This window comes from Frigoribacterium sp. PhB160 (assembly GCF_003751785.1).
Lineage (GTDB): Bacteria > Actinomycetota > Actinomycetes > Actinomycetales > Microbacteriaceae > Frigoribacterium.
Window position 1 is genome coordinate 502,115 of record NZ_RKIE01000003.1, and the last position, 24,166, is coordinate 526,280.

Consider the following 24,166-nt stretch of genomic DNA (forward strand, 5'->3'; position numbering starts at 1 on the left):
TCAGAGCCGCCCGTCGAAGAGGTGCCCGCCGGAGGCGCGGCCGACGCCGGCAGCGCCGCCGTGCGACCCCGAGGCGCCCGCGCCCACGGCGCCGCTCGCGTCGTAGATGCTGCCCGCGGCCGCGTCGGCCGCCGTGGCGAGGGTCTCCTGGGTGGCCCGGGCCGCGGCGCGGAGGAAGCGCTCGTTCTCGTCGCGGAGCTGCGAGATGCGGGCGGTGAGCTCGGTCATCGAGCGCAGGTGGCCGGTGAAGATCTCTCCCCAGGGGCCTGCGGGAGCCGAGGCGATGATGTCGCGGAGGGGCGCCTCCTCGTCGGTGCCCCACTCCTGGGCCACGCTCGAGACCTCGACGCTGCGGGCCAGGCCGGCCTCGCGCAGGCGGTCGAGCACCTGCTCGACCTCGCGGCTGGCGTGGTCGACCCAGCGGGTGCGGCCGGCGGTGAGCAGCAGCTGCTCCTCCTCCAGCTTGAAGGTGAGCAGCTCGAGCAGCTCGCGTTCGCGCCAGAGCAGCGCGGACAGCTCGTTCGCGCCCATGGTGGTCTCCTCGGTGGGGTGTCGTCGTCGGGTGTCGGGGGAGCGGTGATGTCCCCTGCACGGAGGACTATCGGCGGAGGCGCGGGCTGCGTTAGCGAGCAGGGCGCCCTCGATGCAGCGACCCGCCCTGCGCGACGCGGTCCGCGCCTCCTACCGGGTCGGCGCCGGTGGGCGCCAGTGCCTCGCCACCCCAGGTCGGGGGAGGGGGTACGGGAGGGGTCCCCCGGAGACGTGACACCCGTTCCCCCGCACTGGGGACACGGGGGCACTTATCCAGCCAACCGGTTCTCAGTAGCGTTGTGGATGCACGGCGGAGGAACGACACGCCGGGTCGAGAGCACAGCTCACCCGACTCGCTCGTCCCACTCGGACCGACGCACCGCTCGTCGGAAGAGCCCTGATCAGAGGGCTGTTCGTCGCGCCGGAAAACATCTGCCGCCCGCTCGCCGGGCCTCGTCATGCTGGGAGCATCGACATGAACCGCACCGAACGCAACGCCCTCGTGGTCGAGAACCTGCCGCTCGTCGGCTACCTCGTCTCCGAGGTCTGCGCCCGGGCCACGCACCTCTCGCGTGACGACCTGGCCAGCGTCGGCGCGGTCGCGCTCGTCCAGGCCGCCGACGCCTTCGACCCGACGCTCGGCATCCCCTTCGGCGCGTACGCCCGCACCCGCGTCGTCGGCGCGTTCGCCGACGACATGCGCTCGGGCGACTGGGCCAGCCGCGGCACGCGCAAGCGCATCAAGGAGACCCTCGCCACCCAGGAGGCGCTGACCGCCTCCCTGGGGCGCGTCCCGTCGGTCGACGAGCTGGCCGGTGCCCTCGGGGTCGACCGCCAGACCGCGACGAACGCCCTCACCGACGCCGCCCGCACCGTCTCGGCCCTCGACGACACCGTCGCCGACCACCTCGCCGCCGACGTGCCGCTGCCCGGGGAGGAGCTGCTCGCCGCCGAGCGCAGCCGCTACGTCCGCGCCGCCGTCGAGGCCCTGCCCGAGCGCATGCGCCTCATCGTCGAGGGCGTCTACTTCGGCGACCGCAGCGTCACCGAGATCGCCGACGAGCTCGGCATCACCCACAGCGCCGTGTCGCAGCAGCGCACGGAGGCCGTGCGCCTGCTCCGCGACGCCCTCGCGGCCCACTACGCCGACGACGAGCACGCCGACTTCGTGCCGGTCTCGAAGACCGCGCCGGCCCGCCGCAGCGCCTACCTGTCGCGCGTCGCGACCAACGCCGCCGTCGGCATCGCCCGCGCCATGCGCGAGCCGCAGGCCGACGGCTTCGTCCAGGCCGTCTAGGCCCCCCAGAAAACTTCCGGCGGTCGACTAACGACCGCCGGGACCCGGCCGACAGTAGCCGGTGTCAGCCCACGGACGGGCTGACGAACACCACCCAGTCACGGAGGAGAACACCATGGGTATGCAGATCAACACCAACCTCGCGGCCAACAACACCTACCGCAACCTCAACGCCACGCAGAACGACCTGTCGAAGAGCCTCGAGAAGCTCTCCAGCGGTCTTCGCATCAACCGTGCCGCTGACGACGCGGCGGGCCTCGCGATCTCCGAGGGCCTGCGCTCGCAGGTCGGCGGACTCACGGTGGCCGCACGCAACGCCCAGGACGGCATCTCGGTCGTCCAGACCGCGGAAGGCGGACTGACGGAGGTCCACTCGATCCTCCAGCGTGTGCGCGACCTCGCCGTTCAGTCGGGCAACGACTCGAACAACGCGGACGCCCGCACCGCCATCCAGACCGAGGTCACGGCGCTCGGCGACGAGCTGACCCGCATCGCCTCGTCGACGAACTTCAACGGCATCGACCTGCTCAAGGGCGGCGACGCACTGACCTTCCAGGTCGGAGCTGGTTCGGTCGGCACCACCGACCAGATCTCGGTGGCGCGGACGGACATCACCGCCGTCGCAGACGCCGTCAAGGCCCTGACGTTCGCCGACTCGGCTGCTGCCCTGACCTCGATCGCCGCGGTCGACACCCAGATCAAGAACGTGTCCTCGGCCCGTTCCGAGCTGGGTGCGGTCCAGAACCGCTTCGAGCACTCCATCGCGTCGACCAACGTCGCGAAGGAGAACCTCACGGCGGCCCAGTCGCGCATCCGCGACGTCGACATGGCGGAGGAGATGGTCAAGTACACGCGATCGAACGTCCTCAGCCAGGCCGGCACCGCGATGCTCGCGCAGGCGAACCAGAGCACCTCGAGCGTCCTGTCGCTCCTCCGCTAGTCCGCTAGCTGAGGTCGGGCCGCTGCTCCCAGCAGCGGTCCGACAGCTCTCGAGCAACACGGTTCCCGACCGGCGGTCGGGGCGCGGCAGCTGATCCTCCGCGCCCCGGCCCCCGGTCACCCGACTTCCTGCATGCCCCTGATCCCCTTGCCCGACTGAAGGAGCACCCGATGGCGTCACTCGGCATCGACGGCCTCGTCAGCGGGCTCGACACCACGACGCTGATCAACACGCTGATGGCGTCCGAGGCCGTCCCGCAGACGATCCTCAAGAACAAGGCCACCGTCGGCCAGACCCTCGTCACCGCCCTCCAGGGCCTCAACACGAAGGTGGCCGACCTCGCGACGCTCGCGAAGAAGGCCTCCGCGGTCGACTCGCTCGCCGTCTCGACGGCCACGAGCAGCAGCACCTCCGTCACGGCCGCGACCACGGCCGGCGCGATCCCCGGCCAGCTCGACTTCACGGTCCGCTCGACGGCCCAGGCGAAGAGCGGCGTCACCGCCGCGATGACCGCCTGGCCCGACAGCCCCGCGACCCTCACCTTCGTGGGGGCCGGCGGGAAGACGACCGAGGTGACCGCCGCCTCCTCGTCGCTCGACGACGTCGTGAAGGCCGTCAACGCCTCCGCGGACGCCGGGGTGCGGGCGACCAAGGTCGCCTCCGGCAAGGACGCCTCGGGCGCCACGCTCTACCGCCTGCAGCTGACCTCCGCGACGAGCGGGGCCGAGGGCGGCTTCGAGGTCCATCGCGGCACGGCGGCGGCCGTCGCCGACGGGTCGGCCGTGAACCTGCTCACGCAGCCGGGCGCCGCCGTCGTCAAGGAGGCGCGCGACGCCTCCGTGACCCTCTGGGCCGGCACCGCGGCCGAGCAGGTCGTCACCAGCGCGAGCAACACCTTCAGCGACCTGCTGCCCGGCGTCTCGGTCACCCTCGCGGCGACCGCGAAGGCCGACGAGGCCGTCACCGTCACCGTCGCTCGCGACACCGCGGCGGCGTCGAAGGTCGCCTCCGACCTCGTCACCGGCCTGAACGGCGTGCTGACGCTGATCGCGCAGCGCTCGGCCAGCACGACCAGCACGAGCGCCACCGGGACGACCTCGGTCACGGGCGGGGCCTTCACCGGCAACTCGACCACCCGCGAGGTCTCGCAGCGGCTGTCGTCGGCGATGAGCGCCCCGATCGGAGGAACGTCGCCGTCGAGCATCGGCATCTCGATCACCAAGACGGGCACCTTCGAGTTCGACGACGCCAAGTTCCAGACGGCGCTGGCGGCCGACCCCGCGAAGGTGCAGTCGATGCTGACCGAGCTCGCCGGACGCGTCTCGACCGCCGCGAGCAGCGCCTCCGACAAGTTCGACGGCACCCTCACGAAGGTCATCACCGGCCAGCAGTCGCTGGTCAAGGACCTCAACGACCAGGTCTCGGTCTGGGACGACCGGCTCTCGTCGCGTCGCGCCCAGCTCCAGAAGACGTACTCCGCCCTCGAGACGGCCCTCAGCTCGCTGCAGTCGCAGCAGAGCTGGTTGACGAGCCAGCTCTCGAGCCTCTCGACGAGCAGCTGACCCCATGGACGCCACCTCCTTCGCGGCCTTCGCCGCCACCTCCCGCCCCGCGGCCGTCGCGCAGAAGCAGCGCGCCGCCTACAACGAGCAGGCCGTGCTCTCGGCGACGCCCGTGCAGCTCGTCACGATGCTCTACGACCGCCTCATGCTCGACCTCGCCCGCGCCGAGCAGGCGCAGGTGATCAGCGACTGGACCACCGCCGGCGAGCAGCTGCTGCACGCGCAGGCGATCATCGCCGAGCTGTCGTCGTCGCTCAAGGTCGACGTCTGGGACGGCGGCGAGGGGCTCTTCGCGCTGTATACGTACACGTCGACCGCGCTCATCAACGCCAACGTGCAGCGCGACGTCGCGCTGACCCGCGAGGTCGCCGGGCTGCTCGCCCCGCTGCGCGACGCCTGGCACGAGGCCGCCGCGTCGCTCCAGGCCGGAGGCGCGGCCGGCTCCGGCCTCCCCGCCCCGGCCGTCCCGGGTGCGGCCGTGCCCGGTGCCGGCGCACAGGTGCCGGCGGGGGCCGCGGCGTTCGGGGGCGCGACCTCCGGGTACGGGGCGACCAACGCCTCCTCGTCGTCGTTCGGGGGAGCGCTCGGTGTCGCCTAGGACCGACCGCACGCACGCCGCCTGGGTCGCCGCGCTCGAGGAGCTCGAGCAGCTGGCGGCGGAGCCGGTCGGGGTCGAGGGGGCCGGGGCTGGTGCTGGTGCTGCTGGCGCTGGGGCTGGTGCTGCTGGTGCCGGGTCGGCGCGGCCGCTGTGGCAGCCGCCGCGCGACCTGGGGCCGCTGCCCGCCGACCTCGCGGAGCGGGCCGCCGCCGTCGTCGACGTGCAGCGCGGCGCGCTCGCCCGGCTCGAGGCGGCGAAGGCCGCGGTGCTGCGGCACCTCGGCGTCGTGCGCACGGTCGAGGCGTCGCACCAGCCCGAGCGGCCGGTGTACCTCGACGCGACCGGCTGAGCCGGGCCCTGCCGGGCCCGGCCGGTGCTCGCGTCGCCGCGAACTGCGTTCCGATCGATGAACCGCGAAGCTTCGCGGTTCATGGTTCGGAACGCAGGTCATCGCGGGGCGACGCCGTGCTCGAGAAGCAAGGCCAGCACCGGCCACCGGGCCGTGACGCCCCGCACGGCGAAGAACCCCGTTCCGGTCAAAGAACCTCGAAGGAACGGGGTTCTTCGACCGGAACGGGGTTCCGAGCAGCCGGCCGCGGCCGCGGCCGCGTCCGCGGCCCCGCCTACGCCGCACCTACCCCCACGGGATCACCCCGACGACGATCGCCACCGCCAGCATCACGAGGCTGACCACCGCGGCCCGCCACAGCACCTTCTTGTGGTGGTCGCCGAGGTTGACGTTGGCGAGGCTGACGAGCAGCAGGATCGCCGGCACCAGCGGGCTCTGCAGGTGCACCGGCTGCCCGATGACCGAGGCGCGGGCCATCTCGACGGGCTCGATGCCGAAGGCCGAGGCGCTCTCGGCGAGCACGGGCAGGATGCCGAAGTAGAACGCGTCGTTGCTCATGAAGAAGGTGAGCGGCAGGCTCAGCACGCCGGTGATGGCGGCCAGGTACGGCCCCATCGCGTCGGGGATCACGGCGACGAGCCACTGCGCCATCGCGTCGACCATGCCGGTGCCGTTCAGCACGCCGATCAGCACGGCGGCGGCGAACACCATCGACACGACGCCGACGATGCTCGGGGCATGGGCGACGATCTCGGCCTGCTGCTGCTTCACCTTGGGGAAGTTCACGAGCAGCGCCACCGCCGACCCCACCATGAACACGTACGCGAGCGGGAACAGGTCGAGCACGAGCAGCACCATCACGGCGACCGTGAGCACGAGGTTGAACCAGATCATCCGCGGCCGCAGCGTCTCGCGCATCGGGTCGAGCATGGTGTCGGCCATCGTCCCCGACCCGCCGAGCGCACCGTTGGCGTCGCCCGCTCCGCCGATCCCCGACGAGGAGGCGCGGGTCGGGTTGTCCACCGCCGTCACCCCCGGTGCGTCCGCCCTCGATCCGTCGGCCCGGCCTCCGCGCAGCCCGAGCGCCACGGTGGGGCTGGTGAACATCGAGACGCCGCGGCCCTCGGCCACGCCGGAGCCGGCGTTGGCCATCGCCTTCGACAGCGGCACGGCGACGGCCGCGGTGTCGAGCGAGACGCTGCCGCCGAGACGACGGCGCTCGCGGAGTCCCATGAGCCAGGCGAACGCGAACGCGACGACGAGGCCGGCGACGAGCGACGGCACGAGCGGCACGAAGATCGACGACGGCGACACGTTGAGCGCGGCGGCGGCGCGGACGGTCGGGCCGCCCCACGGGACGATGTTGAGCGTGCCGTTGATGAGCCCGGCGACGCAGGTGAGCACGACCGGGCTCATGCCGAGGCGCAGGTAGATCGGCAGCATCGCCGCGGTGGTGACGATGAAGGTCGTCGAGCCGTCGCCGTCGAGGGAGACGGCCCCGGCGAGGAGGGCCGTCCCGAGCACGATCTTCGCGGGGTCGTTGCCGGTCACGCGCAGGATGAACCGCACCAGCGGGTCGAACAGCCCGACGTCGATCATGAGGCCGAAGTACATGATCGCGAACATGAGCAGCGCGGCCGTGGGGGCGAGGTCGCCGACCGCCTCGATGACCATGTCGCCGATGCCGAGCCCGGCGCCGGCGAAGAGCCCGAAGATCGTCGGCACCATGATCAGCGCGAGCATCGGCGAGAGCCGCTTGGTCATGATCAGCACCATGAAGGTGAGGATCATCAAGTAGCCGAGCAGGATCAGCATCGGGACTCCTTCGTCCGGTGTGCGTGGTGGTGCGGGCGCGGCGGTGCGCGTCCGGGAACGCTAACGGCAGGCCGGAGGCGCGTCCTGCTTGAGCGCGTTCGCGACGTTCTGCGCGTTCTGCTCACGCGCCTCCTCGTCGCTGGCCCGCTGCCCCACGCCCCCGCCGCCCGCACCGCCCCAGCGCCCGACCCCGGTGCCGGATTCGCGCGGGATAGGGCGCGGGCGGCCCCGACCGCCGCGGCCTCACGGCCCGGCAGGCCGCAGACCTCTCGTTCTCGGCACCCCCGAGCCCCGCGGCTACGCTGACGCGCGTGACCGACGACAGCTCACCGCGACGGGCCCGCCGCCCGAGCGCCCCGCACCGCCTGCGAGCCCGACGCCGCCCGCGCCGCCCTCGCCGCTTCGCGACCGAGGTGCTCCTGCTGCAGCTCGCCGTCGTCACCGCCGTGGTCCTGCTGACGAGCGCCGTGTTCGCGGGCATCGCCGTGCAGCGGCTCGGGCACGAGGCCGAGGCGACGGCGCTCGCCGTGGCGCAGAGCGTGGCGGCCGACGCCGACGTGCGCTCCGAGGTCGCGCGGCTCAGCGTCGACGGGACCGAGATCGACGAGGAGGCGCTGGCCGACGGCCCCCTGCAGCTCACCTCCGCCTCGGTGCAGCAGCGCACCGGGGCGCTCTTCGTCGTCGTGACCGACGACCGCGGCATCCGCCTCGCGCACCCCGACGCCGAGCGGATCGGCGAGCGGGTGAGCACGAGCCCCGACGCGGCGCTGCGCGGCGAGGAGACCGTCGCGTGGGAGCGCGGCACCCTCGGCGACTCCGCCCGCGCGAAGGTGCCGGTCTACGCGCCCGACGTGGCCGTCGGCGACCGGGCCGGCGTCGTCGGCGAGGTCAGCGTCGGCTTCGCCCCGGCCCGCGTCTACGACACGCTGCTGCGCGACAGCGTGCCCGTCGTCGGCGTCGCGCTGCTCGCCCTCGCGCTCGGCACCGGCGCCTCGATGCTCGTGCGGAGGCGGCTCGACCGCCTCACCCTCGGCCTGCAGCCCGACGACCTCGCGACGCTCGTGCAGAACCAGCAGGCCGTGCTCGGCGGGGTGGGCGAGGGGGTGCTCGCGGTCGGGAGCGACGGCCGCGTGAGCGTGTGCAACGAGCAGGCGGCCGAGCTGCTGGGCGTGGGCGAGGCCGTGGGGCGCCTCCCGCACGACCTGGGCCTGCCCCCCGAGCTCGTCGAGCTGCTGACCCGCGACCGCGCCGCCGCGGGCACCCGGGCCGCCCCGACCTCGACCGCCACCCCGACCTCGACCTCGACCGCCGCCCCGACGCCGCCCGCGACCCCGGCCCCGAGCTCGACCGTCACCCTCGTGCACGGCCGCCACGTGCTGCTCGTCGACGTGCGCCCGGTCAGCCGCGAGGGCGTCGACCTCGGCCGGGTCGCCGTCGTGCGCGACCGCACCGCCGTCGAGGCCCTCACGCGGCGGCTCGACGCGGTCGGGGCGATGACGACGGCGCTCCGGGCGCAGCGGCACGAGTTCGCGAACCGCCTGCACGCCGTGTCGGGGCTGCTCGAGATCGGCCGCACCGAGCAGGCCCAGCGCTACCTCGCCGACGTGCTCGAGCACGGGCCGCTGCGCTACCCGGTGAAGCACGCCGACCGGCTGACCGAGCCCTACCTGCAGGCGTTCCTCGGCGCGAAGGGGGTGGAGGCGGCCGAGCGCGGCGTGCTGCTGCAGCTCGGCCCCGAGACGCTCGTGCAGGGCACGGTCGTCGAGCCGGGCGACGTGACGACGGTGCTCGGCAACCTCGTCGACAACGCGGTCGCCGCGGCGGTCGCGGGCGGCGTCACGCCCGCCTGGGTCGAGGTCGAGGTGCTCGACGACGGCACCGACCTGCACCTCTCGGTGATGGACTCCGGCGACGGCGTGGCCGACCCCGCGGGAGTCTTCGAGCGTCGCCCGGCCCTCGCCGACGACCCGGCCGGAGGCGCGGACCCCGACCGCGCCCACGGCCTCGGCTTCGGCCTGCCCCTGTCCCGCGACACGGCGCGGCGTCACGGCGGCGACGTCTGGCTCGGCTCGCCCGGCGGCGACGGCCACGGGGCCGTGTTCTGCGCGCGCCTGGCCGGAGCCGTGGCGCCCGCCGAGGCCCCGGCCGCGCCCGCCGCCCCGGCCGCGCCCGCACCTGCCCTGTCCGCACCCGCCCGCCCCGGAGGCCCCGCATGACGACCCCGCAGCCCGCGACCCCGCACGTCGCCCCGCCGCCCGCGACCCCGCAGGCCGCCGCCCCACTCGCCGTGCTCGTCGTCGACGACGACTTCTACGTGGCCGACGTGCACCGGGCCCGGGTCGAGGCGCAGCCCGGTCTCACGGCCCTGCCCTCGGTCGGGACGGCCGCCGAGGCGCGCCGCGTCGTCGCCCGCGGCGGGGTCGACCTCGTACTGCTCGACCTCTACCTGCCCGACGGCAGCGGGCTCGACCTGCTGCGCGAGCTCGACGTCGACGCGTTCGTCCTCAGCGCGGCGTCCGACCCGGCGACCGTGCGGTCGGCGCTCCGCCGGGGCGCGCTCGGCTACCTGATCAAGCCGTTCGCGGCCGACCTGCTCGACGAGCGCCTCCGGGCCTACCTGCGGTTCCGGCACGTGCTCGACGACCGGGCCGGGGTCGACCAGGAGGCGCTGGAGCGCGCCCAGCGCATCCTCCACTCGGGAGACGCCCGCGCCTCCTCGTCCCGCTCGCGCTCGGCGACGGAACAGGCCGTGCTGGAGGCGGTGGTCGCCTCGCCCGAGGAGCTCTCGGCCGCCGACGTGGCCGACCGCGTCGGCGTGAGCCGGGCCACCGCGCAGCGCTACCTGGCGACGCTCGCGGGCGACGGCCACCTCACGATGCAGCTGCGCTACGGCACGACGGGTCGCCCTGAGCACCGCTACCTGCGGGCCTGACCCGAGCGCGGCCCGCGGGCCTCGGCTACCGGTCGACCGCCGGAGGCGCGGGTCGAGGACGCCGGATCGTCGCCACCGTCCCCGTCACGAAGACCGCCGCGACGACGACGGACGCGACGATCAGCAGCGCGTCGACGACGGTCCACCCCTCGCCCGACTCGACGACGTTCAGCACCACCGCGGCGATGAACAGCAGCTGGCTGACCGCGAGGATCCCCCACCCGACGGCCGAGCCGCGAAAGGTCGGCCACTGCAGTCGCAGGCGACCCTGGTCACCGGTGTCGTTCGCCTTGTCGGTCATGAGGCCCCCTCGCCGTCGTCGACCCCTCCACGGTACGTCGGGCCCGGCGACCCCTCAAGGGGCATCCACCGACCTGTCAGCTGCCGCGTCGAGGTCCCCGTCACGATCGGGTGGTCCGCCGCCCCCCGGACTGGAGGGCGGTGAGGCAGAGTGGGCGCATGACCCGTGACCCCGAGCTGCCCGCCGCCGCGCCCGTCGACGCTCACGCGTACGTGGAGGAGCCGCAGCGCTGGCTGCCCTGGCGCGACGTCGTCACGAACGTCGTGATGGTGCTGGTCGGCGGCGTGCTCGTGTGGCTCGCGGTCGACGTCGCGGGCCTGTCCCTGCTGGTGGCGCTCGTCGGGTCCGGGGTCGTGGTCGTGGCGGGGCGGGCCGTCGCCGATAAATTTATCAAGGAGTCCGGGTGAATCTGATAAATTTATCGCCATGCGGTCGCCCCTCTCGAACCCGTTCCAGCCCGGTTCCGACATCGTCCCCGATGTCTGGGCGGGCCGATCAGAACAGATGAGCGACTGGCGCGAGGTGCTCCGGCCTCGCCGCCGGGCCGGCCTGTACGAGACCGGGCGCACGATCCTGGGCGAGCCGGGCACCGGGAAGTCGAGCCTGGTGCGTCGCATCGCGCGCGAGGCCGCCGAGGCCGGTGACTGGGTGACCCCGCAGCTGCGGATACCGTCGGGTGCCGACCCGTTGAAGCTCGTCGCCTCGGCGGTGCTCCTGCTGGCCGATCGGGCCGGGCTCCGCGCCTCCGGGCAGCAACGGGTGCTCGCTCTCCTGGCGCGGGTGGAGCAGATCGCCGTCTCCGGTTTCTCCCTGACCCTGCGGGGCTCGGACGGCGCCGAGGGTCCTGAGCCCTTCACCGCGCTCTTCGACCTCCTCGTCGAGCTGGGCCAGGCCGCGATCGCGCAGGACGTGGTGGTCGTGATCCACGTCGACGAGGTGCAGAACATCACGGACGACGCCGCGCTCTCGCAGCTCCTCATCGCCCTCGGCGACGCCCTCTCGCACGAGGTCGACGTCGAGCTGCCGGGCGGGGGCACCGTGCCGCGGTACCTGCCGATCGCCGTCTACCTCACGGGGCTGCCCGACTTCGAGGACATGGCCGGGGCCCGGAAGGGCGCGACCTTCGCACGGCGGTTCCGCACGGTCACGCTGACCGCCCTCGAGGAGGGGGACCTCCTCGCGGCCCTGCAGCCGTTCGCCATCCAGGGGTGGGAGACCGCCGACGGGCACGGTGGCCTCGACGCCGTGCGCATGACGCCGGAGGCGGCCCGGGCGATCGTGGCCCTCTGCTGCGGCGAGCCCTTCCTCTTCCAGCTCGTCGGCCAGCGCGCCTGGAACGCCGGTACCGCACCGGTCATCACCGAGGAGGAGGTGCTGGCAGGCTGGCGCGTGGCGGAGCGGGAGGCGTCGGCGCACGTCGAGCGCATCCTGGGTCGGCTCCCCTCGCGCGAACACGACGTGCTGGCGGCGATGGCCGCCCTGCCGTCCGCGGACCGACAGCTCACCCGCATCGCCCAGGAGATGGGCATGACGGCGACCCAGCTCGGGCCCTCCTCGCAGCGGCTCGACACGGTGCGGGGCATCATCAGCCGGGGCAGGCCCTACACCTTCCGAAACCGAGCGGTCGAGGCCTACCTGACGACGGACTGGCCTCGCGTCGACTGACCCGGGCGGACCCGCTGGTCACGAGTCGGGCGGGTCAGCTCAGCAGCCCCGACCGGTAGCCCCAGACCACGGTCTGCAGGCGGTCGCGAGTGTCGAGCTTCGTCATGACCCGGGTCAGGTGCGACTTCACGGTGCTCGTCTCGATCACGAGGCGCTCGCCGATCTCGTCGTTCGACAGGCCCTCGCCGAGCAGGCGGACGATCTCCTGCTCGCGGGGCGTCAGCACGTCGACCGGCACCCCGCCCGCCGTCGCCGCCTTGCGCCGGGTGAACTCGGCGATGACGCGTCGGGTCGTCGCCCCGTCGATGGCCGCGCGCCCCGAGGCGAGCGCGCGCACCGCGGCGACGAACTCGTCGGGCTCGGCGTCCTTGAGCACGAAGCCGCTCGCCCCGGCCTCGAGCGCCCCGAACACGTACTCGTCGAGGTCGAACGTCGTCGCGACGAGCACGGCAGGGCCCCGACGAGCATCGCCGTCGGACCCGCCGCCCGCCTCGTCACCGGCCCCGCGCGCCGTCAGCCCCGCGCTCGTGATCGCCCGCGTCGCCTCGATGCCGTCGCCGCCGGGCATCCGCACGTCCATGACGACGACGTCGGGCCGCGTGCGCCGCACGACCTCCACGCCCTCGCGCCCGCCGGCGGCCTCGCCGACGACCTCGATGCCGCCCGCCGTCTCGAGCACGATGCGGAACCCGGCCCGCACGATCGACTGGTCGTCGACGAGCACCACGCGGATCACGCGGCGCCCCCCTCGGTCGGCAGCTCGAGCAGCACGCGCCAGGTGCCCGACCCGGTCGGCCCGGCCTCGAGCAGCCCGCCGACGAGCGCCGCGCGCTCGCGCATGCCGACCAGCCCGTACCCGGCGGGCGCCGAGCTGACCGGCACCGGCGGCACGTCGTTCTCGACGGTGACGGCGAAGCGGCCGGGCCGCGACGCCGTGGTCAGCAGCACGGGGGCGTCGGGAGCGTGGCGGCGGGCGTTCGCCAGCGCCTCCTGCACGGTGCGGTAGGCGGTCACGTCGGCGAGCGGGGCCAGCACGGGCAGCTCGCCCTCGGATCGCTCGTCGACGACGGCGCCCGTGGCGCGGACCGCCGCCACCAGCTCGCCCACGTCGCGGAGCCCCGGCACCGGGGCCGTCCCGGTGGCGTCGTCGCCGGTCTCGCGCAGGATGCCGACGATCGACCGCAGCGAGTCGAGCGTCTCGCGGCCCTGCGAGCGGACGCTGCGCAGCGACTCCTTCGCGCGCTCGGGGTCGACGTCGACGAGGCGCTCGGCGGCGCCCGCCTGCACGACGAGCCCGGTGAGGTGGTGCGCCGCGATGTCGTGCAGCTCGCGGGCCATGCGGGTGCGCTCCGCCGCGACGGCCGACCGGGTCAGCGTCGCCTGGTGCTCGACCGACTCGGTCGCGCGCAGCCGGGTCTCGCTGTCGTGCCGACGCCGCAGCGCCACCCACGACCCGACGGAGGCGCTGATGCCGTTCACGAGGACCGCCGTCGCCACCAGCGCCAGCGCCTCGACCGCCGAGCCGAGCGGCTGCGGGCCCGCGTCGGCGCCGAGCAGCTGCTTCACGACCGCCGTCGCGCCGAGCACGGCGCCGACGGTCTCGACGCCGACCGCGAGCAGCAGGACCCCGACGGCGGACCGCGTCGAGAGCAGCGTGCCGACGGTGTACGCGGCGACGACCGGGGCGGCCGTCCAGATCGCCAGGCCGCTGGGCAGCACGGCGAGCAGGCAGGCCTGCACCACGCTGATCGCCAGCAGCGTTGCGACCGGCCAGCGCCGCCGCAGGGCGAGCGGCAGGCACTGCACCACTGCGAGCACGAGCACGACCGTGGTCTGCGCGTCGGGGATGGAGCGGAACGCCCCGTAGAACTCGCCCATGCCGACCAGTGCGCCGAGCAGCGCGACGGTGACCACCGTCCAGACCGCGGCGAGCACGACGTCGCGGCCGGACGGCGTGCGGACGCCGACGCCGGCCAGCAGCCGACGGGCCGCCGCGAAGCCCGGCCCCGTCCCCTCGTGCCGCGACGACGCAGCCGGCGCAGCCGACGCGGCCGACGCGGCCCGCGCCGACGCGGCAGGGCGGAGGGGCGCGGAGGAGTCGGTCACGTCCCGAGCATGCCAGGTCCCCCCGACGTCGTCGCGACCGTCGGTCTCGCCCTGGGGACGCCGGGCCGGGCGACCGCGCCCGGGGAGGAGGGGCCCGCGCATCAGAAGCTCACGCTCGGGGAGAGCAGGCGCCACGCCACCGCGAACGCGGCCAGCACGACGAGCGCCACGACGACGAGCACGCGTCCGGTCACGGACGCCCAGCCGCGGTGCTCCCGCACGGCCTGTACGGCGGCGACGGCGGCGGGCACGATCGCGACCACGCCGACGAGCTGGACGGCCTGCAGCACGCGCAGCGACACCGCCGACACGTCCTGGAACGCCATGGCCTGCCCGGCCACGACGCCCCACCCGGCGAGGGCGAGCAGCGTCGCCGCCTGACCGATCCGTGAGAGGAGCAGCGCCCGACGGCGAGGTCCGGTCTCGCCGCGACGGGCGGCGACGAGGTCGCGGCGACCCGTGCGGCGGCCGAGGCCGACGAGGGCGGCGGTCGGCCACGCGACCACCGAGACGAGCAGCACGACGACGGCCGCGATCACCGACGGCAGGGCGACCGAGGCGACCTGCCAGGGCTGCGCCCGCAGCATCGTGAAGGAGGCGCCCCACGAGACCGCCGAGACGGTCGCGTCCGGCCCCTCGCCGTCGACCCGCGAGGCGAGCAGGGCGTCGCCGCCCACCTCGCGCCACAGGTGGTCGTCGACCAGCTCGTAGACGCCGGTGGTGACGCCGAGCGGCTTCGGGGTGACGGCGATGGTGCCGTCCGTGCGCGGGACGATGGTCGTCTGCCCGCTCAGCGCGAGGAGCGCGCCGGGGTTCGTGACCGGCGAGCGGGAGGAGGTGTAGACGCCGGCCATCGCGGCGGCCGCGGCGGCGCCGTCGGGGCGATCCGCGCCTCCTGACGAGTCGTCGGACGTGGCGTCGGCACCGGCGTCGTCCCGCAGGTACCGGTCGGCGAAGCCCTGCAGCACCGCGGTGCGCAGCTCGAGGGTGTCGGTCGCGGCGCGTCCCGAGCCGTTGAACGACACGAAGATGCCCGCGTCGGCGTCGGGGAACATCCGCATCGCGCTGTGGAAGACCTGCGTGTCGCCGTCGTGGCCGAAGGCCGCGAGGTCGGGGGTGCTGTCGTCGAAGAAGCCGAGGTCCATGCGCTGGCCGACGGCGAGGGTGCCGAGCTGGTCGGCGCCGAGCGCGGGCCGGTGCATCTCGGCGAGGGTCGCCGGCTCGAGCAGCGCCTGGTCGTCGGGCAGGTCGCCGAGGTGGGCGAGCATGAAGCGCGCCATGTCGGTCGCCGTCGCCGACATCGCGCCGGCCGGGGCCGCGTTGACGACCTCGGTCGGCACGGACGGCTTCGAGTCGTCGGGGTAGCCGGTCGCGAGGCGCGCGTCGAGGTCGTCGGGCAGCGGCTGCGCGAACGACGACGAGGTCATGCCGGCGCGGTCGAAGACCTCCTCTTGCAGGAGCTCGGCGAACGGCTCGCCGCTCACCCGCTCGGCGACGTAGCCCGCGAGCGTGGCGCCGTAGTTCGAGTAGGCGGGCGTCGTGCCGGGCGCGTAGACCTGCGCGGGCGGGGCGGTCGTCACGGCCTCGCGCAGCGTCCGCTCGCTGCCGGGGGTGCCGATGAGGCCGGCGATGACCTCCTCGAACCCGGCGGTGTGGGTGAGCAGGTGGCGGAGCGTGATCGCGCCCTTCGGGGTGTCGAGGTCGAAGTCGAGGTACTGCTGCACGTCGGCGTCGAGGTCGAGCTCGCCCGCCTCGACGAGCTGCATGATCGCCGTCGCCGAGACGACCTTCGACACCGAGCCGATGCGGAAGAGCGTGTCGTCGGGGTCGACCGCCCGTGCCGGAGAGTCCTCGGTGCCGGTGCCGGTGTCGGCGAGCCCGTAGCCGCGGGCGGTGAGCAGCTGGCCGTCGGCGACGACCGAGACCGTCGCGCCGGGGATGCCCGTCGTCGGCAGCGCCGAACCGACGGCGCCGTCGAGCCAGGCGTCGACGTCGTCCTTGGTCAGGTCGCGTCCGCCGGGCTGGCGGTGGGGGCCGGCCGGAGGCGCGGGCTCGGCAGCCGCGCCGGTCGCGTCCGGCGCGGTGCCGGTCGCGCTCGCGGCGGCACCGGTCGAGCAGGCGGCGAGCGGCACGGCGAGGGCGACGACGGCCGCGGCGGCGGCGAGGCGGGGAAGGAGGCGGCGGGCGCGGGGCCGCGTCGCCGGGGGGATGGTCGGAGGTGTCGATGTCATGCCTCCACGCTCGCCGCTCGGCCGCGGCGCCACAGGGGGCGGAGGTCGGGACCTGCCTTGCGACTCAGGTCGCAGGCGGGGCGACCGGTCGTCGGGGCCGATGCCGCGCCTCCGGAGGTTCCACGACACCTGATGTGGGGATGGTTGTCTGATCGAGATGCTTGTTCAATGAGCTAGTTGGACGAGAGCCGCACCAGGCACACCCTCGTGCCCTCGCTCTCGATCAGGAGAACCCGTGACTTCCTCCCTCATCACCTCGGCGCCCCGCGTCGAGCCCGGCGACGACGGCGACCGCTCCGCCGCGCCCGGTCGTGCCGGCGGCGGCGCCCGAGCCGTGTTCCGTCGCTACTCGCTCTCGCCGCTCGTCAAGCAGGCGCCGTCGCTGCTGCTCGTCGTGCTCGCGATCGGCCTCTCGCTCACCGTGCCCGAGCTCGTCGTCACGAGCTACTCGGGCCTCGTCATCAGCCTCGTCGTCACGCTCATCGCGACCGTCTGGGCCGCCGTCGTCACCGCGCGCTCGGGCACCCTGGCGGCGTGGGCGATGCTCGTGCCGACCCTCGACTTCGTCGCCCTCGGGATCCTCCGTTGGTCGACCGGATCGTCGGCCTCGATCTTCACCGCGCTGCTCGTCATGCCGCTCGTCTGGTTCGCCGCGGAGGAGGGCCGTCGCCACGTCGTCTACGCGATGCTCGGCACCGCGCTCGTCATCCTCACGCCGTTCGTCGCGGGACTCGGCGCCGGCGACCGCATCACCGAGCTCACGCGTCTCTCCGTCGTGATCATCGTCTACGGGTGCCTCGCCGCCGTCATCAACGAGCTCAGCCGCCAGGCCGGCGCGCAGCTGCGGCTGTCACAGGCCCGCGAAGAGAAGGTGCAGGCCGAGATCAACGACGCCGCCGACGTGCAGCGCTCGCTGCTGCCCGGCACCGCGTTCGCGACGCCCGGCTGGTCGATGGCGGGGGCCTGCCTGCCCTCGGCGACGGTCGGCGGCGACTTCTTCGACTGGTACCCGACCGACGACGGCTTCGCGCTGACGGTCGGCGACGTGATGGGCAAGGGCGTCGGCGCCGGCCTCATCGCGGCGGCGGTCCGTGCGGCGGTGCGCAGCTCGCGTCGGGACCGCGACCCCGGGACGGCGATCGTCCGCGCTTCCGAGGGTCTGTCGTCCGACCTCGACGAGCGGGCCGTCGTCTTCACGACCCTCTTCCACGCCCGGGTGCGCGGCGACCAGCTGCTCTGGGCCGACGCCGGCCACGGCCTCACCCTCGTGATCCGCGAGGACGGCCCGAGCGAGCGCCTCGCCGCGACGAACCTGCCGCTCGGCCTCGGCATCGACGACGAGTGGCAGACCCACGCGACGACCCTCGAGCCCGGCGACCTCGTCGTCAGCTTCAGCGACGGCGTGCTCGACCTCTTCGGCGGCGGGCTCGACACGTTCGACCGCATCACCGCGCTCGCCCAGGCCGACATGCGCCCGACGGCCGTCGTCGACGCGCTGGCGACGCTCGCCCGCGAGCAGGGCCACGACGACGACGTCACGGTGCTGGCCGTGCGCCGCGTGCCCGAGGACGGCGGCCTGCCCGCCGCCCTGCCGACGGCGTCGGGCACCTGGTCGGCCTGAGCGTCACGGTCCGCAGGCCCGCGCGAGACGCCGGGTTCTCTCGCCGTCGAACGACTCTCCTGCTGTTCCCGGGCTGAGCGGCGTATGTTCGGCGCCAACCGGGCGGTGAAGGCCGTCCGAGCCGACGGCACGGATTCGGGTCCTGGTCGTCGGGGGTGGGGCCGCCGCGTAGGGGTACGCGATGCCGGCCCCACCACTGCGTCCGGGCCCCGCGGTCACGACGCGACCGGCGTCGGCGACCGGGCCCGCGCCTCCGGCCGGCCCCAGCCCTCGGCTCAGTCCTTCGCGCCCCCGCCGAGCGCCGCGCGCAGGAACGGCGCCGTCCGGCTCGTCCCGTGCGCCGCGACCTGCTCGGGCGTGCCCTGCGCCATGACCTGCCCGCCCGCGTCGCCGGCGTCGGGCCCGAGGTCGACGACCCAGTCGGCCTGGGCGACGACGCGCATGTCGTGCTCGACGATGACGACGGTGTTGCCCGTGTCGACGAGGTGCTGCAGGTGGCCGATGAGCCGGTCGGCGTCGGCGGGGTGCAGCCCCGAGGTCGGCTCGTCGAGCAGGTAGAGCGTGTCGCCGCGCTGGCCGCGGCGCAGCTCGGTGGCGAGCTTGACGCGCTGGGCCTCGCCGCCCGAGAGGTCGGTCGCCGACTGGCCGAGCGAGATGTAGCCGAGGCCGACGTCGAGCAGGGCGTCGAGGTGGCGGGCGACCTCGTCGTCGTCGGCGAAGAACTCGCGGGCGCGCGTCACGGTCATGGCGAGCACGTCGGCGACGGTCGCGCCGTCGAGCTCGATCTCGAGGGTGTCGGCGGCGTAGCGGGTGCCTCCGCAGGCGCTGCAGGTCGCGTGGACGGTCGGCAGGAAGAGCAGCTCGACCTCCATCGTCCCCTCTCCCTTGCAGACGGGGCAGCGTCCGGCGGGCAGGTTGAACGAGAAGCGGCTGGCGCCGTAGCGGCGGCGCTTGGCCTCGGGCGTCGCGGCGAAGCGCGCGCGGATGCGGTCGAAGAGGCCGGTGTAGGTCGCGACGTTCGAGCGGGGGGTGCGACCGATGGGCTTCTGGCTGACCTGGACCACCCGCCGGAGGCGCGCCTCCGGACCCTCGGCGCGTCCCGTCGTCGGGGCGGTCGCCGAGCCCGTCGCGAGCAGCGGGTCGAGCGTCGTGTCGGCCGGCTCGTCGTCGGCCGCGTCGTCGTCGGCGACCTGGGTCGCGAGGCTCGTGCGCAGCAGGTCGGGCAGGGCGTGGGTGACGAGGGTCGACTTGCCCGAGCCGGAGACGCCGGTGACGGCGGTGAACGCGCCGAGCGGCAGGGTGACCGAGACGCCGCGGAGGTTGTTGCGGGTGACGTCGCGCAGCTCGAGCCGGTCGTCGCCGGGTCGGCGGACGAGCTCGCCGACGGGGGCGTCGGCGCGGTCGCCGAAGAGGTAGTCGCGGGTGACCGACTCCGGCACGTCGCGGAGGCCGTCGAGCGGGCCCGAGTAGACGACGGTGCCGCCCTCGGTGCCGGCGCCGGGGCCGATGTCGACGATCCAGTCGGCCTCGCGGATCACGTCGAGCGAGTGCTCGACGAAGAAGACGGTGTTGCCCGACCGCTGGAGGCTGCGCAGGATGCCGATCAGCGCCTCCGCGTCGGAGGGGTGCAGGCCGGCGGACGGCTCGTCGAGCACGAACACGACGCCGAAGAGGCGCGAGAGCACCTGGGTGGCGAGGCGCATGCGCTGCAGCTCGCCGGAGGAAAGCGTGGGGGTGGTGCGGTCGAGCGAGAGGTAGCCGAGGCCGAGGTCGCGGATGGGCGCGAGGCGGGCGATGACGTCGGCGGCGAGCTGCTGCGCCGCACGCCGCTTCTCGAGAGCCAGGGGAGGCGCGGTGTGCCATTCCGGCCGGAGCACCGCCTCCATGAGGCCGGCCACGTCGTCGAGCGGCATGCCCGCGATCTCGGTGATGTCGTGCCCCTCGACGGTGACGGCGAGGGCGTCGGGGCGGAGGCGCTTGCCGTGGCAGGTGTCGCAGGCGACGCTGACCATGAACTCGGAGGCCTTCTCGCGCATCCGGGCGCTCTTCGATCCGGCGAACGTGTCGAGCACGTAGCGCTTCACGCCGAGGAAGGTGCTCATGTACGACGGCTCCTGACCCGCGGCGACGGCCGCGCGTGTCTGGGCCGGGGTGAGGTCGCGGTAGATCGGCACCTGCGGCGACTCGTCGGTGTACAGCGCCCAGAGCTGCTGGTCGCGGGGCACGTCGCGCCACGGCACGTCGATGTCGTAGCCGAGCGAGACGAGGCTGTCGCGCAGCTGCTTGCCGTGCCAGGCGGAGGGCCACGCGGCGAGGGCGCGGTCGCGGATGGAGAGGCTGTCGTCGGGCACCATCAGTTCTTCGGGCACGTCGTAGACGCGGCCCAGGCCGTGGCAGGTGGGGCAGGCGCCCTGGACGGTGTTGGGCGAGAAGTCCTCGGCGAGCAGCATCGGGGCGCCCTCGGGGTACTCGCCGACGCGGGAGAAGAACATGCGGACGACGTTGGCGAGCGTGGTGGCGCTGCCGACGGTCGAGCGGGCGGTGCCGCCGGAGCGCTGCTGGGGGAGAGCGACCGCGGGCGGCAGGCCGTCGATGGCGTCGACGTCGGGGGCGCCGACCTGGTCGATGAGGCGGCGGGCGTAGGGAGCGACCGACTCGAAGAAGCGGCGCTGGGCCTCGGCGTAGAGGGTGCCGAAGGCGAGCGAGCTCTTGCCCGAGCCGCTGACGCCGGTGAACGCGACGAGGGCGTCGCGCGGGATGACGAGGTCGACGTCGCGCAGGTTGTGCTCGCGGGCGCCGCGCACCTCGATGCGGTCGAGGCGGGGCTGCTGGTCGCGGTCGGTGTCTCGCGCGCTGGCCTTCGTCGTGGTGCTTGTGCTGGTGGTGCTCGTCTTCTTCGCTGCCATGCCGGTCGTCTCCCTGTCTCAGCCCCCGTCACGGCGACCTCCCGAGCCTAGGCTCGCGCCGCTGCGCGTGGTCGGGCCGACGACGGTCAGGGAGTCGCGTCACCGGTCGTCGCGACGAGCGTCGTCCCGTGCGGAACCCGAGCGGCGCCACGGAGCAGAGTGGTGTCACGGTGACGGATCGGGGAGACATGACGACAGTCGAGGCCACCGTGGCCACGATCGAGGCCGAAGGGCTCGACCGGTTCCGGTACGTGATCGGTGACGGTCACGCCAACGAGATGGACGCGCTCGTCCTCACCGAACGAGACGGTGTCTGGACATCTTTCTTCACCAGTGAGCGGGCGGCCGTCATGACGACCAGCATCCGCACGTACGAGAACCTGTCGGACGCTCTGGACGACTTCTTGCACCTGATGAGGCAGCGGGCGGAGTTGGAGGTGCTCATGACCCGTGTGAGGGGCTCCAACAGCATCGCGCACGAGGAGTAACGGGAGTCGAAGGGCTGACGGACCCGCCTCGCGGCGGTGTCACCGTAACAATGCTGTGAGGTTCGACAGCGCACATCACCCCTGCGCGGTCTTTACTGTCTCGGTCATCGCGCGAAGAACGCATAGAGACAACGGGGCCCGCCATCAAAATGTCAACAGTCATGCATCGCCTGGCAACAGTGTTCCTGGCAATGGCATTCGTCGTCGTCGTTCTCGCCGATCGCTTGAACGAGATGGACACCGGCCCGGGGGTCAATTATGGCGCCGGTCTGATGTACCTGGTTGGTCTTGTTCTGGGCGTTGTGGGGCTTCTCATGGCTCTCGTGGCCTTGGTTGCCCACATCGCTCGGCGCCGACGCTCGAAGTAGGTTCGTTCGAGCCGGGGGCGTCTTGCGGCGGCTGCATCACCCCTCGTGGCGATCGCGGCGCGACCACGGCCATCAGGATGTTCTCACTGCCCGTCAGGCGGTCACCTATTGCGACCAGCTGCACCGCGTCAGCTCCCAGGGGAGCTATGACTGGAATGGTGGCAGCATCGAATCAAGTCCCCGTGCCTCGACCGTCCCCGGCCACGCCTCGGGCTCCGGCTAACTTGCGCTCGACCAGAGCTCGGACCCCCGCCTCATGCTTCACCGTCCAGGCGACGGCAGCTTTGAGAGTGTCGAACCTCCGCAGCTACAGCCGGCGGCCTCCCTCGTCGCGGCAGTGCGCGTAGACGTCGAACACGCAACGGCCCAATGAGCTGCGGGTTGTGACATATTCGAGGGCAGGCCCTGGCTTTTTGTGCACAAGCCAGAGTCTGTCTAACCCAGGGCATATCGTTCGCGCGTATGGAGAGGGCTCGCGTCGCTTGGCGAGGACGCGGCGCCTCGTATCGCCGGATCCCCGCACACCCACACCGGCGCGGTACGAGAATTCACCTACACGAGCTGCTCGAAGAAAACCATCGGCGAGCTGAACCTGCAGGCATCCAAGATCACGTCGTACTTACCGCCAAAGCACTAGCAACCTGAGGGCTGAGAACACCTAGACGGCCGTGAAGGGCGGCCTGGCGTGCCACTTCACTCCGCGTTTTCATCTTCTGAAGAGTTGGCACGCGGCACGGCTTCTGACCAAATGACCTTGCTCGAACCAGCCCGCAGCGTTTGCGGGCTAGTGCTTCGATCCAGCCAGACAGACTCCAGATGCTGACGCTCGATCATCTGCGTTTCATAGGTTGTTCCGCCGATCTCGACGCCAACGGGCCTTTCGATAATGAGTGGACGTTCCTTCTCATCCCACCCTGCAAAGAATTCATCGTCTGACACCGGGTAAGCAGAGAACGTCCCGGTCACACGCTGCCCGTCCAGGAGAGCCGCCATACGCAAAATACGTTGAGCTTTGTCAGCCGACAGGTCATCGAGCCTCGGGATAGTGACCCGGGAGAAGGTGTGGCGTTGCAGTACGGACAGGGCCCTGACGAGCTTCCCAAAGCTCTTCGCAGCAGCCGACATGTAATTGTCGTCGAATTCAAAAGGAGGCATGACGACCTGGCCTGCTTGCACGGCGAGCTGCAAGGAGTTCCCCGGCAGCCTTGCGATTAACTCGACAGCCGGTAAGGCAACCGACGGGGCAGCCCCCGTCGCGGTGTCAGTCTTGATCACAATCTCATCGTGGCGCCCTTCGGCACCGACAAAGTACTCGAATGCGGCGGCGGGACCGACCTCAACTCGCAACCAAAGCCCACTGCCTCGTACACCCCACGAGCGGGTTGCGGCAGTAACGGGGAGGGTGAGCAACGTAGACCCGTCGGGCGTGACCAACCGAACCTCTAGCGGCGGAAGCGTGTCGTCACCTAGAGGTGTGACAATCCAGGCGGTTGCAGCCGACGACTGCCCCAATGTTGTTCCCGGAGGGCCCTCTGTCTTGACCACGGTGCCGGTCGCTTCATGCAGGGGAGCGCCGTAGTACATCCACCGTTCCAGCGCTTCCCTCTCCTCTGGGGTTGCCGCGGTGAAGTTGTACGTGCCTCTAATGGGTCTTAGCTCGGCGGAGACCTCAGAGCGGGCGATCACGTGCGTAACGAGGTATTGGTTCTCGCTGACTTGCTCCAAGGTGGAGAGCATGAGACCTGGTCGTTCGACCTGAGTCATCGACTCCTCGGGCGAGAGATCACTGATGTTCCCAGCTCGAAGTTCAAGTTCGTAATGGTAGAAGGGGTCGACCTCATCTAGGGACGCACCTAGAGCCTGCATCCGCTCTTGAATCGAGGCGAGGAGAGGGTCCCCTTCACCCTGCGGTTGCTGGCCGCCCGACAAAGCGGTAGCCATAAGTTCGTGCATGCGGTCCTCACCGCCCCCGAAGAAGTAGGCCGCTAACTTCGGGCTGTCAGCGGCCCAAGCGTCCAGCAAGGCCCTGCCCACCCAGTTGATCTCGAAATCGGCGCCGACAGTCAGCTCCTCGAACCAGATCTCGTTTTGCGGCGTTGGTTCGAGGGGGAGCACCAGCGACCACGACTTGATGTCTCGCGTTGGGATCACTTCCTTCGTAAAGCGGTCCCACGACTCTTTAATCTGCTGTTTTGCCGATGCCGATAAATTTGTGGCGAATCGCTTCACCTGGAAAATCTCCCAGCCGCCGGCACTGGGGATCTGGACGTCGATTCCTCGGTCGCCTTGCGATGGGCGAATTTGGTTGCCGCGTCCGGCACGCAGCAGGAGGTAGGCCGCCGCGAAGTCTTCGACGCGTTCGCCCGGTTCCCTCTCCCAGTTGACCATCATGGTTCCCATTGTCGCGTGCGACGCCCGGCCGAGGGTTCAGCGCAAGCGATTTGTTCTGGAGTTTT

Annotated in this window: 20 protein-coding genes; 12 read left to right on the forward strand and 8 right to left on the reverse strand. The window is 72.5% G+C overall.

What is annotated here, in order from left to right; genetic code table 11:
- Window positions 1–531 (reverse strand): flagellar protein FlgN, encoded by a 531-nt coding sequence (locus EDF38_RS15380; RefSeq protein WP_123356886.1) that lies wholly within the window; start codon window positions 529–531, stop codon window positions 1–3.
- Between the two features lie 475 nt (window positions 532–1,006).
- On the opposite strand from EDF38_RS15380, the gene EDF38_RS15385 reads away from it, so the two are divergent.
- The 5 genes from EDF38_RS15385 (at window position 1,007) to EDF38_RS15995 (ending at window position 5,277) form a co-directional block, all read left to right on the forward strand.
- A complete protein-coding gene (locus EDF38_RS15385; RefSeq protein ID WP_123356888.1) occupies window positions 1,007–1,828 on the forward strand; it encodes a sigma-70 family RNA polymerase sigma factor in 822 nt (273 codons plus the stop codon).
- 115 nt (window positions 1,829–1,943) lie between these two features.
- Window positions 1,944–2,768, forward strand: coding sequence for a flagellin (locus EDF38_RS15390; RefSeq protein WP_123356890.1), 825 nt, complete (start codon window positions 1,944–1,946; stop codon window positions 2,766–2,768).
- 170 nt (window positions 2,769–2,938) lie between these two features.
- Window positions 2,939–4,330, forward strand: a complete 1,392-nt coding sequence (gene fliD / locus EDF38_RS15395; protein ID WP_123356892.1) for a flagellar filament capping protein FliD — start codon at window positions 2,939–2,941, stop codon at window positions 4,328–4,330.
- 4 nt (window positions 4,331–4,334) lie between these two features.
- A complete protein-coding gene (fliS, locus tag EDF38_RS15400) occupies window positions 4,335–4,928 on the forward strand; it encodes a flagellar export chaperone FliS (RefSeq protein WP_123356894.1) in 594 nt (197 codons plus the stop codon).
- Entirely contained in the window at window positions 4,918–5,277 is a 360-nt protein-coding gene (locus EDF38_RS15995; protein ID WP_158613403.1) for a hypothetical protein, read from the forward strand. The genes fliS and EDF38_RS15995 overlap by 11 nt, the downstream gene beginning before the upstream one ends.
- Before the next feature lie 285 nt (window positions 5,278–5,562).
- Here EDF38_RS15995 and EDF38_RS15405 read toward each other — a convergent pair whose 3' ends face one another.
- Complete coding sequence (locus EDF38_RS15405; protein WP_123356896.1) at window positions 5,563–7,092, reverse strand: CitMHS family transporter; 1,530 nt, start codon at window positions 7,090–7,092, stop codon at window positions 5,563–5,565.
- Between the two features lie 311 nt (window positions 7,093–7,403).
- Between EDF38_RS15405 and EDF38_RS15410 the strand changes: the two genes are divergently transcribed.
- Both EDF38_RS15410 and EDF38_RS15415 read left to right on the forward strand, forming a co-directional pair.
- Complete coding sequence (locus tag EDF38_RS15410; protein WP_233572494.1) at window positions 7,404–9,308, forward strand: sensor histidine kinase; 1,905 nt, start codon at window positions 7,404–7,406, stop codon at window positions 9,306–9,308.
- Entirely contained in the window at window positions 9,305–10,024 is a 720-nt protein-coding gene (locus EDF38_RS15415; RefSeq protein ID WP_123356898.1) for a response regulator, read from the forward strand. Before EDF38_RS15410 ends, EDF38_RS15415 begins: the two co-directional genes overlap by 4 nt.
- 25 nt (window positions 10,025–10,049) lie before the next feature.
- Here the strand turns inward: EDF38_RS15415 and EDF38_RS15420 are convergent, their stop codons facing one another.
- On the reverse strand, window positions 10,050–10,325 hold the full coding sequence (locus EDF38_RS15420) for a hypothetical protein (protein WP_123356900.1): 276 nt from the start codon (window positions 10,323–10,325) through the stop codon (window positions 10,050–10,052).
- A gap of 158 nt (window positions 10,326–10,483) precedes the next feature.
- Between EDF38_RS15420 and EDF38_RS15425 the strand changes: the two genes are divergently transcribed.
- Together EDF38_RS15425 and EDF38_RS15430 are read left to right on the forward strand one after the other, a co-directional pair.
- Entirely contained in the window at window positions 10,484–10,732 is a 249-nt protein-coding gene (locus EDF38_RS15425) for a hypothetical protein (RefSeq protein ID WP_148061517.1), read from the forward strand.
- A 19-nt stretch (window positions 10,733–10,751) separates the two neighbouring features.
- A complete protein-coding gene (locus EDF38_RS15430) occupies window positions 10,752–11,990 on the forward strand; it encodes an ATP-binding protein (RefSeq protein WP_123356903.1) in 1,239 nt (412 codons plus the stop codon).
- A gap of 34 nt (window positions 11,991–12,024) precedes the next feature.
- On the opposite strand, the gene EDF38_RS15435 is transcribed toward EDF38_RS15430, so the two are convergent.
- From EDF38_RS15435 to EDF38_RS15445, 3 genes are all read right to left on the reverse strand, one after another.
- A complete protein-coding gene (locus EDF38_RS15435; protein WP_123356905.1) occupies window positions 12,025–12,726 on the reverse strand; it encodes a response regulator transcription factor in 702 nt (233 codons plus the stop codon).
- Entirely contained in the window at window positions 12,723–14,096 is a 1,374-nt protein-coding gene (locus tag EDF38_RS15440) for a histidine kinase (RefSeq protein WP_233572495.1), read from the reverse strand. The genes EDF38_RS15435 and EDF38_RS15440 overlap by 4 nt, the downstream gene beginning before the upstream one ends.
- 101 nt (window positions 14,097–14,197) lie before the next feature.
- Complete coding sequence (locus tag EDF38_RS15445) at window positions 14,198–16,327, reverse strand: serine hydrolase (RefSeq protein WP_123356909.1); 2,130 nt, start codon at window positions 16,325–16,327, stop codon at window positions 14,198–14,200.
- A 235-nt stretch (window positions 16,328–16,562) separates the two neighbouring features.
- Here EDF38_RS15445 and EDF38_RS15450 point away from each other — a divergent pair, with 235 nt between their 5' ends.
- Entirely contained in the window at window positions 16,563–17,948 is a 1,386-nt protein-coding gene (locus EDF38_RS15450) for a PP2C family protein-serine/threonine phosphatase (protein WP_123356911.1), read from the forward strand.
- Between the two features lie 275 nt (window positions 17,949–18,223).
- Here the strand turns inward: EDF38_RS15450 and EDF38_RS15455 are convergent, their stop codons facing one another.
- Window positions 18,224–20,854 carry an excinuclease ABC subunit UvrA gene (locus tag EDF38_RS15455; protein ID WP_158613404.1) on the reverse strand — a complete coding sequence of 877 codons (2,631 nt, stop codon included), beginning with the start codon at window positions 20,852–20,854 and terminating at the stop codon, window positions 18,224–18,226.
- A gap of 188 nt (window positions 20,855–21,042) precedes the next feature.
- Here EDF38_RS15455 and EDF38_RS15460 point away from each other — a divergent pair, with 188 nt between their 5' ends.
- Both EDF38_RS15460 and EDF38_RS15465 read left to right on the forward strand, forming a co-directional pair.
- A complete protein-coding gene (locus tag EDF38_RS15460; protein ID WP_148061518.1) occupies window positions 21,043–21,342 on the forward strand; it encodes a hypothetical protein in 300 nt (99 codons plus the stop codon).
- Between the two features lie 191 nt (window positions 21,343–21,533).
- On the forward strand, window positions 21,534–21,710 hold the full coding sequence (locus EDF38_RS15465) for a hypothetical protein (protein ID WP_158613405.1): 177 nt from the start codon (window positions 21,534–21,536) through the stop codon (window positions 21,708–21,710).
- Window positions 21,711–22,403: 693 nt separating this feature from the next.
- Here the strand turns inward: EDF38_RS15465 and EDF38_RS15470 are convergent.
- Window positions 22,404–24,101 (reverse strand): hypothetical protein, encoded by a 1,698-nt coding sequence (locus EDF38_RS15470; protein WP_148061519.1) that lies wholly within the window; start codon window positions 24,099–24,101, stop codon window positions 22,404–22,406.
- Window positions 24,102–24,166: the final 65 nt, after the last annotated feature.

Excerpts from the sequence above, each read along its gene's own strand:
- EDF38_RS15380 (WP_123356886.1), bottom strand. The coding sequence starts at position 531 with ATGGGCGCGAACGAGCTGTCCGCGCTGCTCTGGCGCGAACGCGAGCTG.
- EDF38_RS15385 (WP_123356888.1), top strand. The coding sequence starts at position 1,007 with ATGAACCGCACCGAACGCAACGCCCTCGTGGTCGAGAACCTGCCGCTC.
- EDF38_RS15390 (WP_123356890.1), top strand. The coding sequence starts at position 1,944 with ATGGGTATGCAGATCAACACCAACCTCGCGGCCAACAACACCTACCGC.
- fliD (WP_123356892.1), top strand. The coding sequence starts at position 2,939 with ATGGCGTCACTCGGCATCGACGGCCTCGTCAGCGGGCTCGACACCACG.
- fliS (WP_123356894.1), top strand. The coding sequence starts at position 4,335 with ATGGACGCCACCTCCTTCGCGGCCTTCGCCGCCACCTCCCGCCCCGCG.
- EDF38_RS15405 (WP_123356896.1), bottom strand. The coding sequence starts at position 7,092 with ATGCTGATCCTGCTCGGCTACTTGATGATCCTCACCTTCATGGTGCTG.
- EDF38_RS15415 (WP_123356898.1), top strand. The coding sequence starts at position 9,305 with ATGACGACCCCGCAGCCCGCGACCCCGCACGTCGCCCCGCCGCCCGCG.
- EDF38_RS15420 (WP_123356900.1), bottom strand. The coding sequence starts at position 10,325 with ATGACCGACAAGGCGAACGACACCGGTGACCAGGGTCGCCTGCGACTG.
- EDF38_RS15425 (WP_148061517.1), top strand. The coding sequence starts at position 10,484 with ATGACCCGTGACCCCGAGCTGCCCGCCGCCGCGCCCGTCGACGCTCAC.
- EDF38_RS15430 (WP_123356903.1), top strand. The coding sequence starts at position 10,752 with ATGCGGTCGCCCCTCTCGAACCCGTTCCAGCCCGGTTCCGACATCGTC.
- EDF38_RS15445 (WP_123356909.1), bottom strand. The coding sequence starts at position 16,327 with ATGACATCGACACCTCCGACCATCCCCCCGGCGACGCGGCCCCGCGCC.
- EDF38_RS15455 (WP_158613404.1), bottom strand. The coding sequence starts at position 20,854 with ATGGCAGCGAAGAAGACGAGCACCACCAGCACAAGCACCACGACGAAG.
- EDF38_RS15460 (WP_148061518.1), top strand. The coding sequence starts at position 21,043 with ATGACGACAGTCGAGGCCACCGTGGCCACGATCGAGGCCGAAGGGCTC.
- EDF38_RS15465 (WP_158613405.1), top strand. The coding sequence starts at position 21,534 with ATGGCATTCGTCGTCGTCGTTCTCGCCGATCGCTTGAACGAGATGGAC.
- EDF38_RS15470 (WP_148061519.1), bottom strand. The coding sequence starts at position 24,101 with ATGATGGTCAACTGGGAGAGGGAACCGGGCGAACGCGTCGAAGACTTC.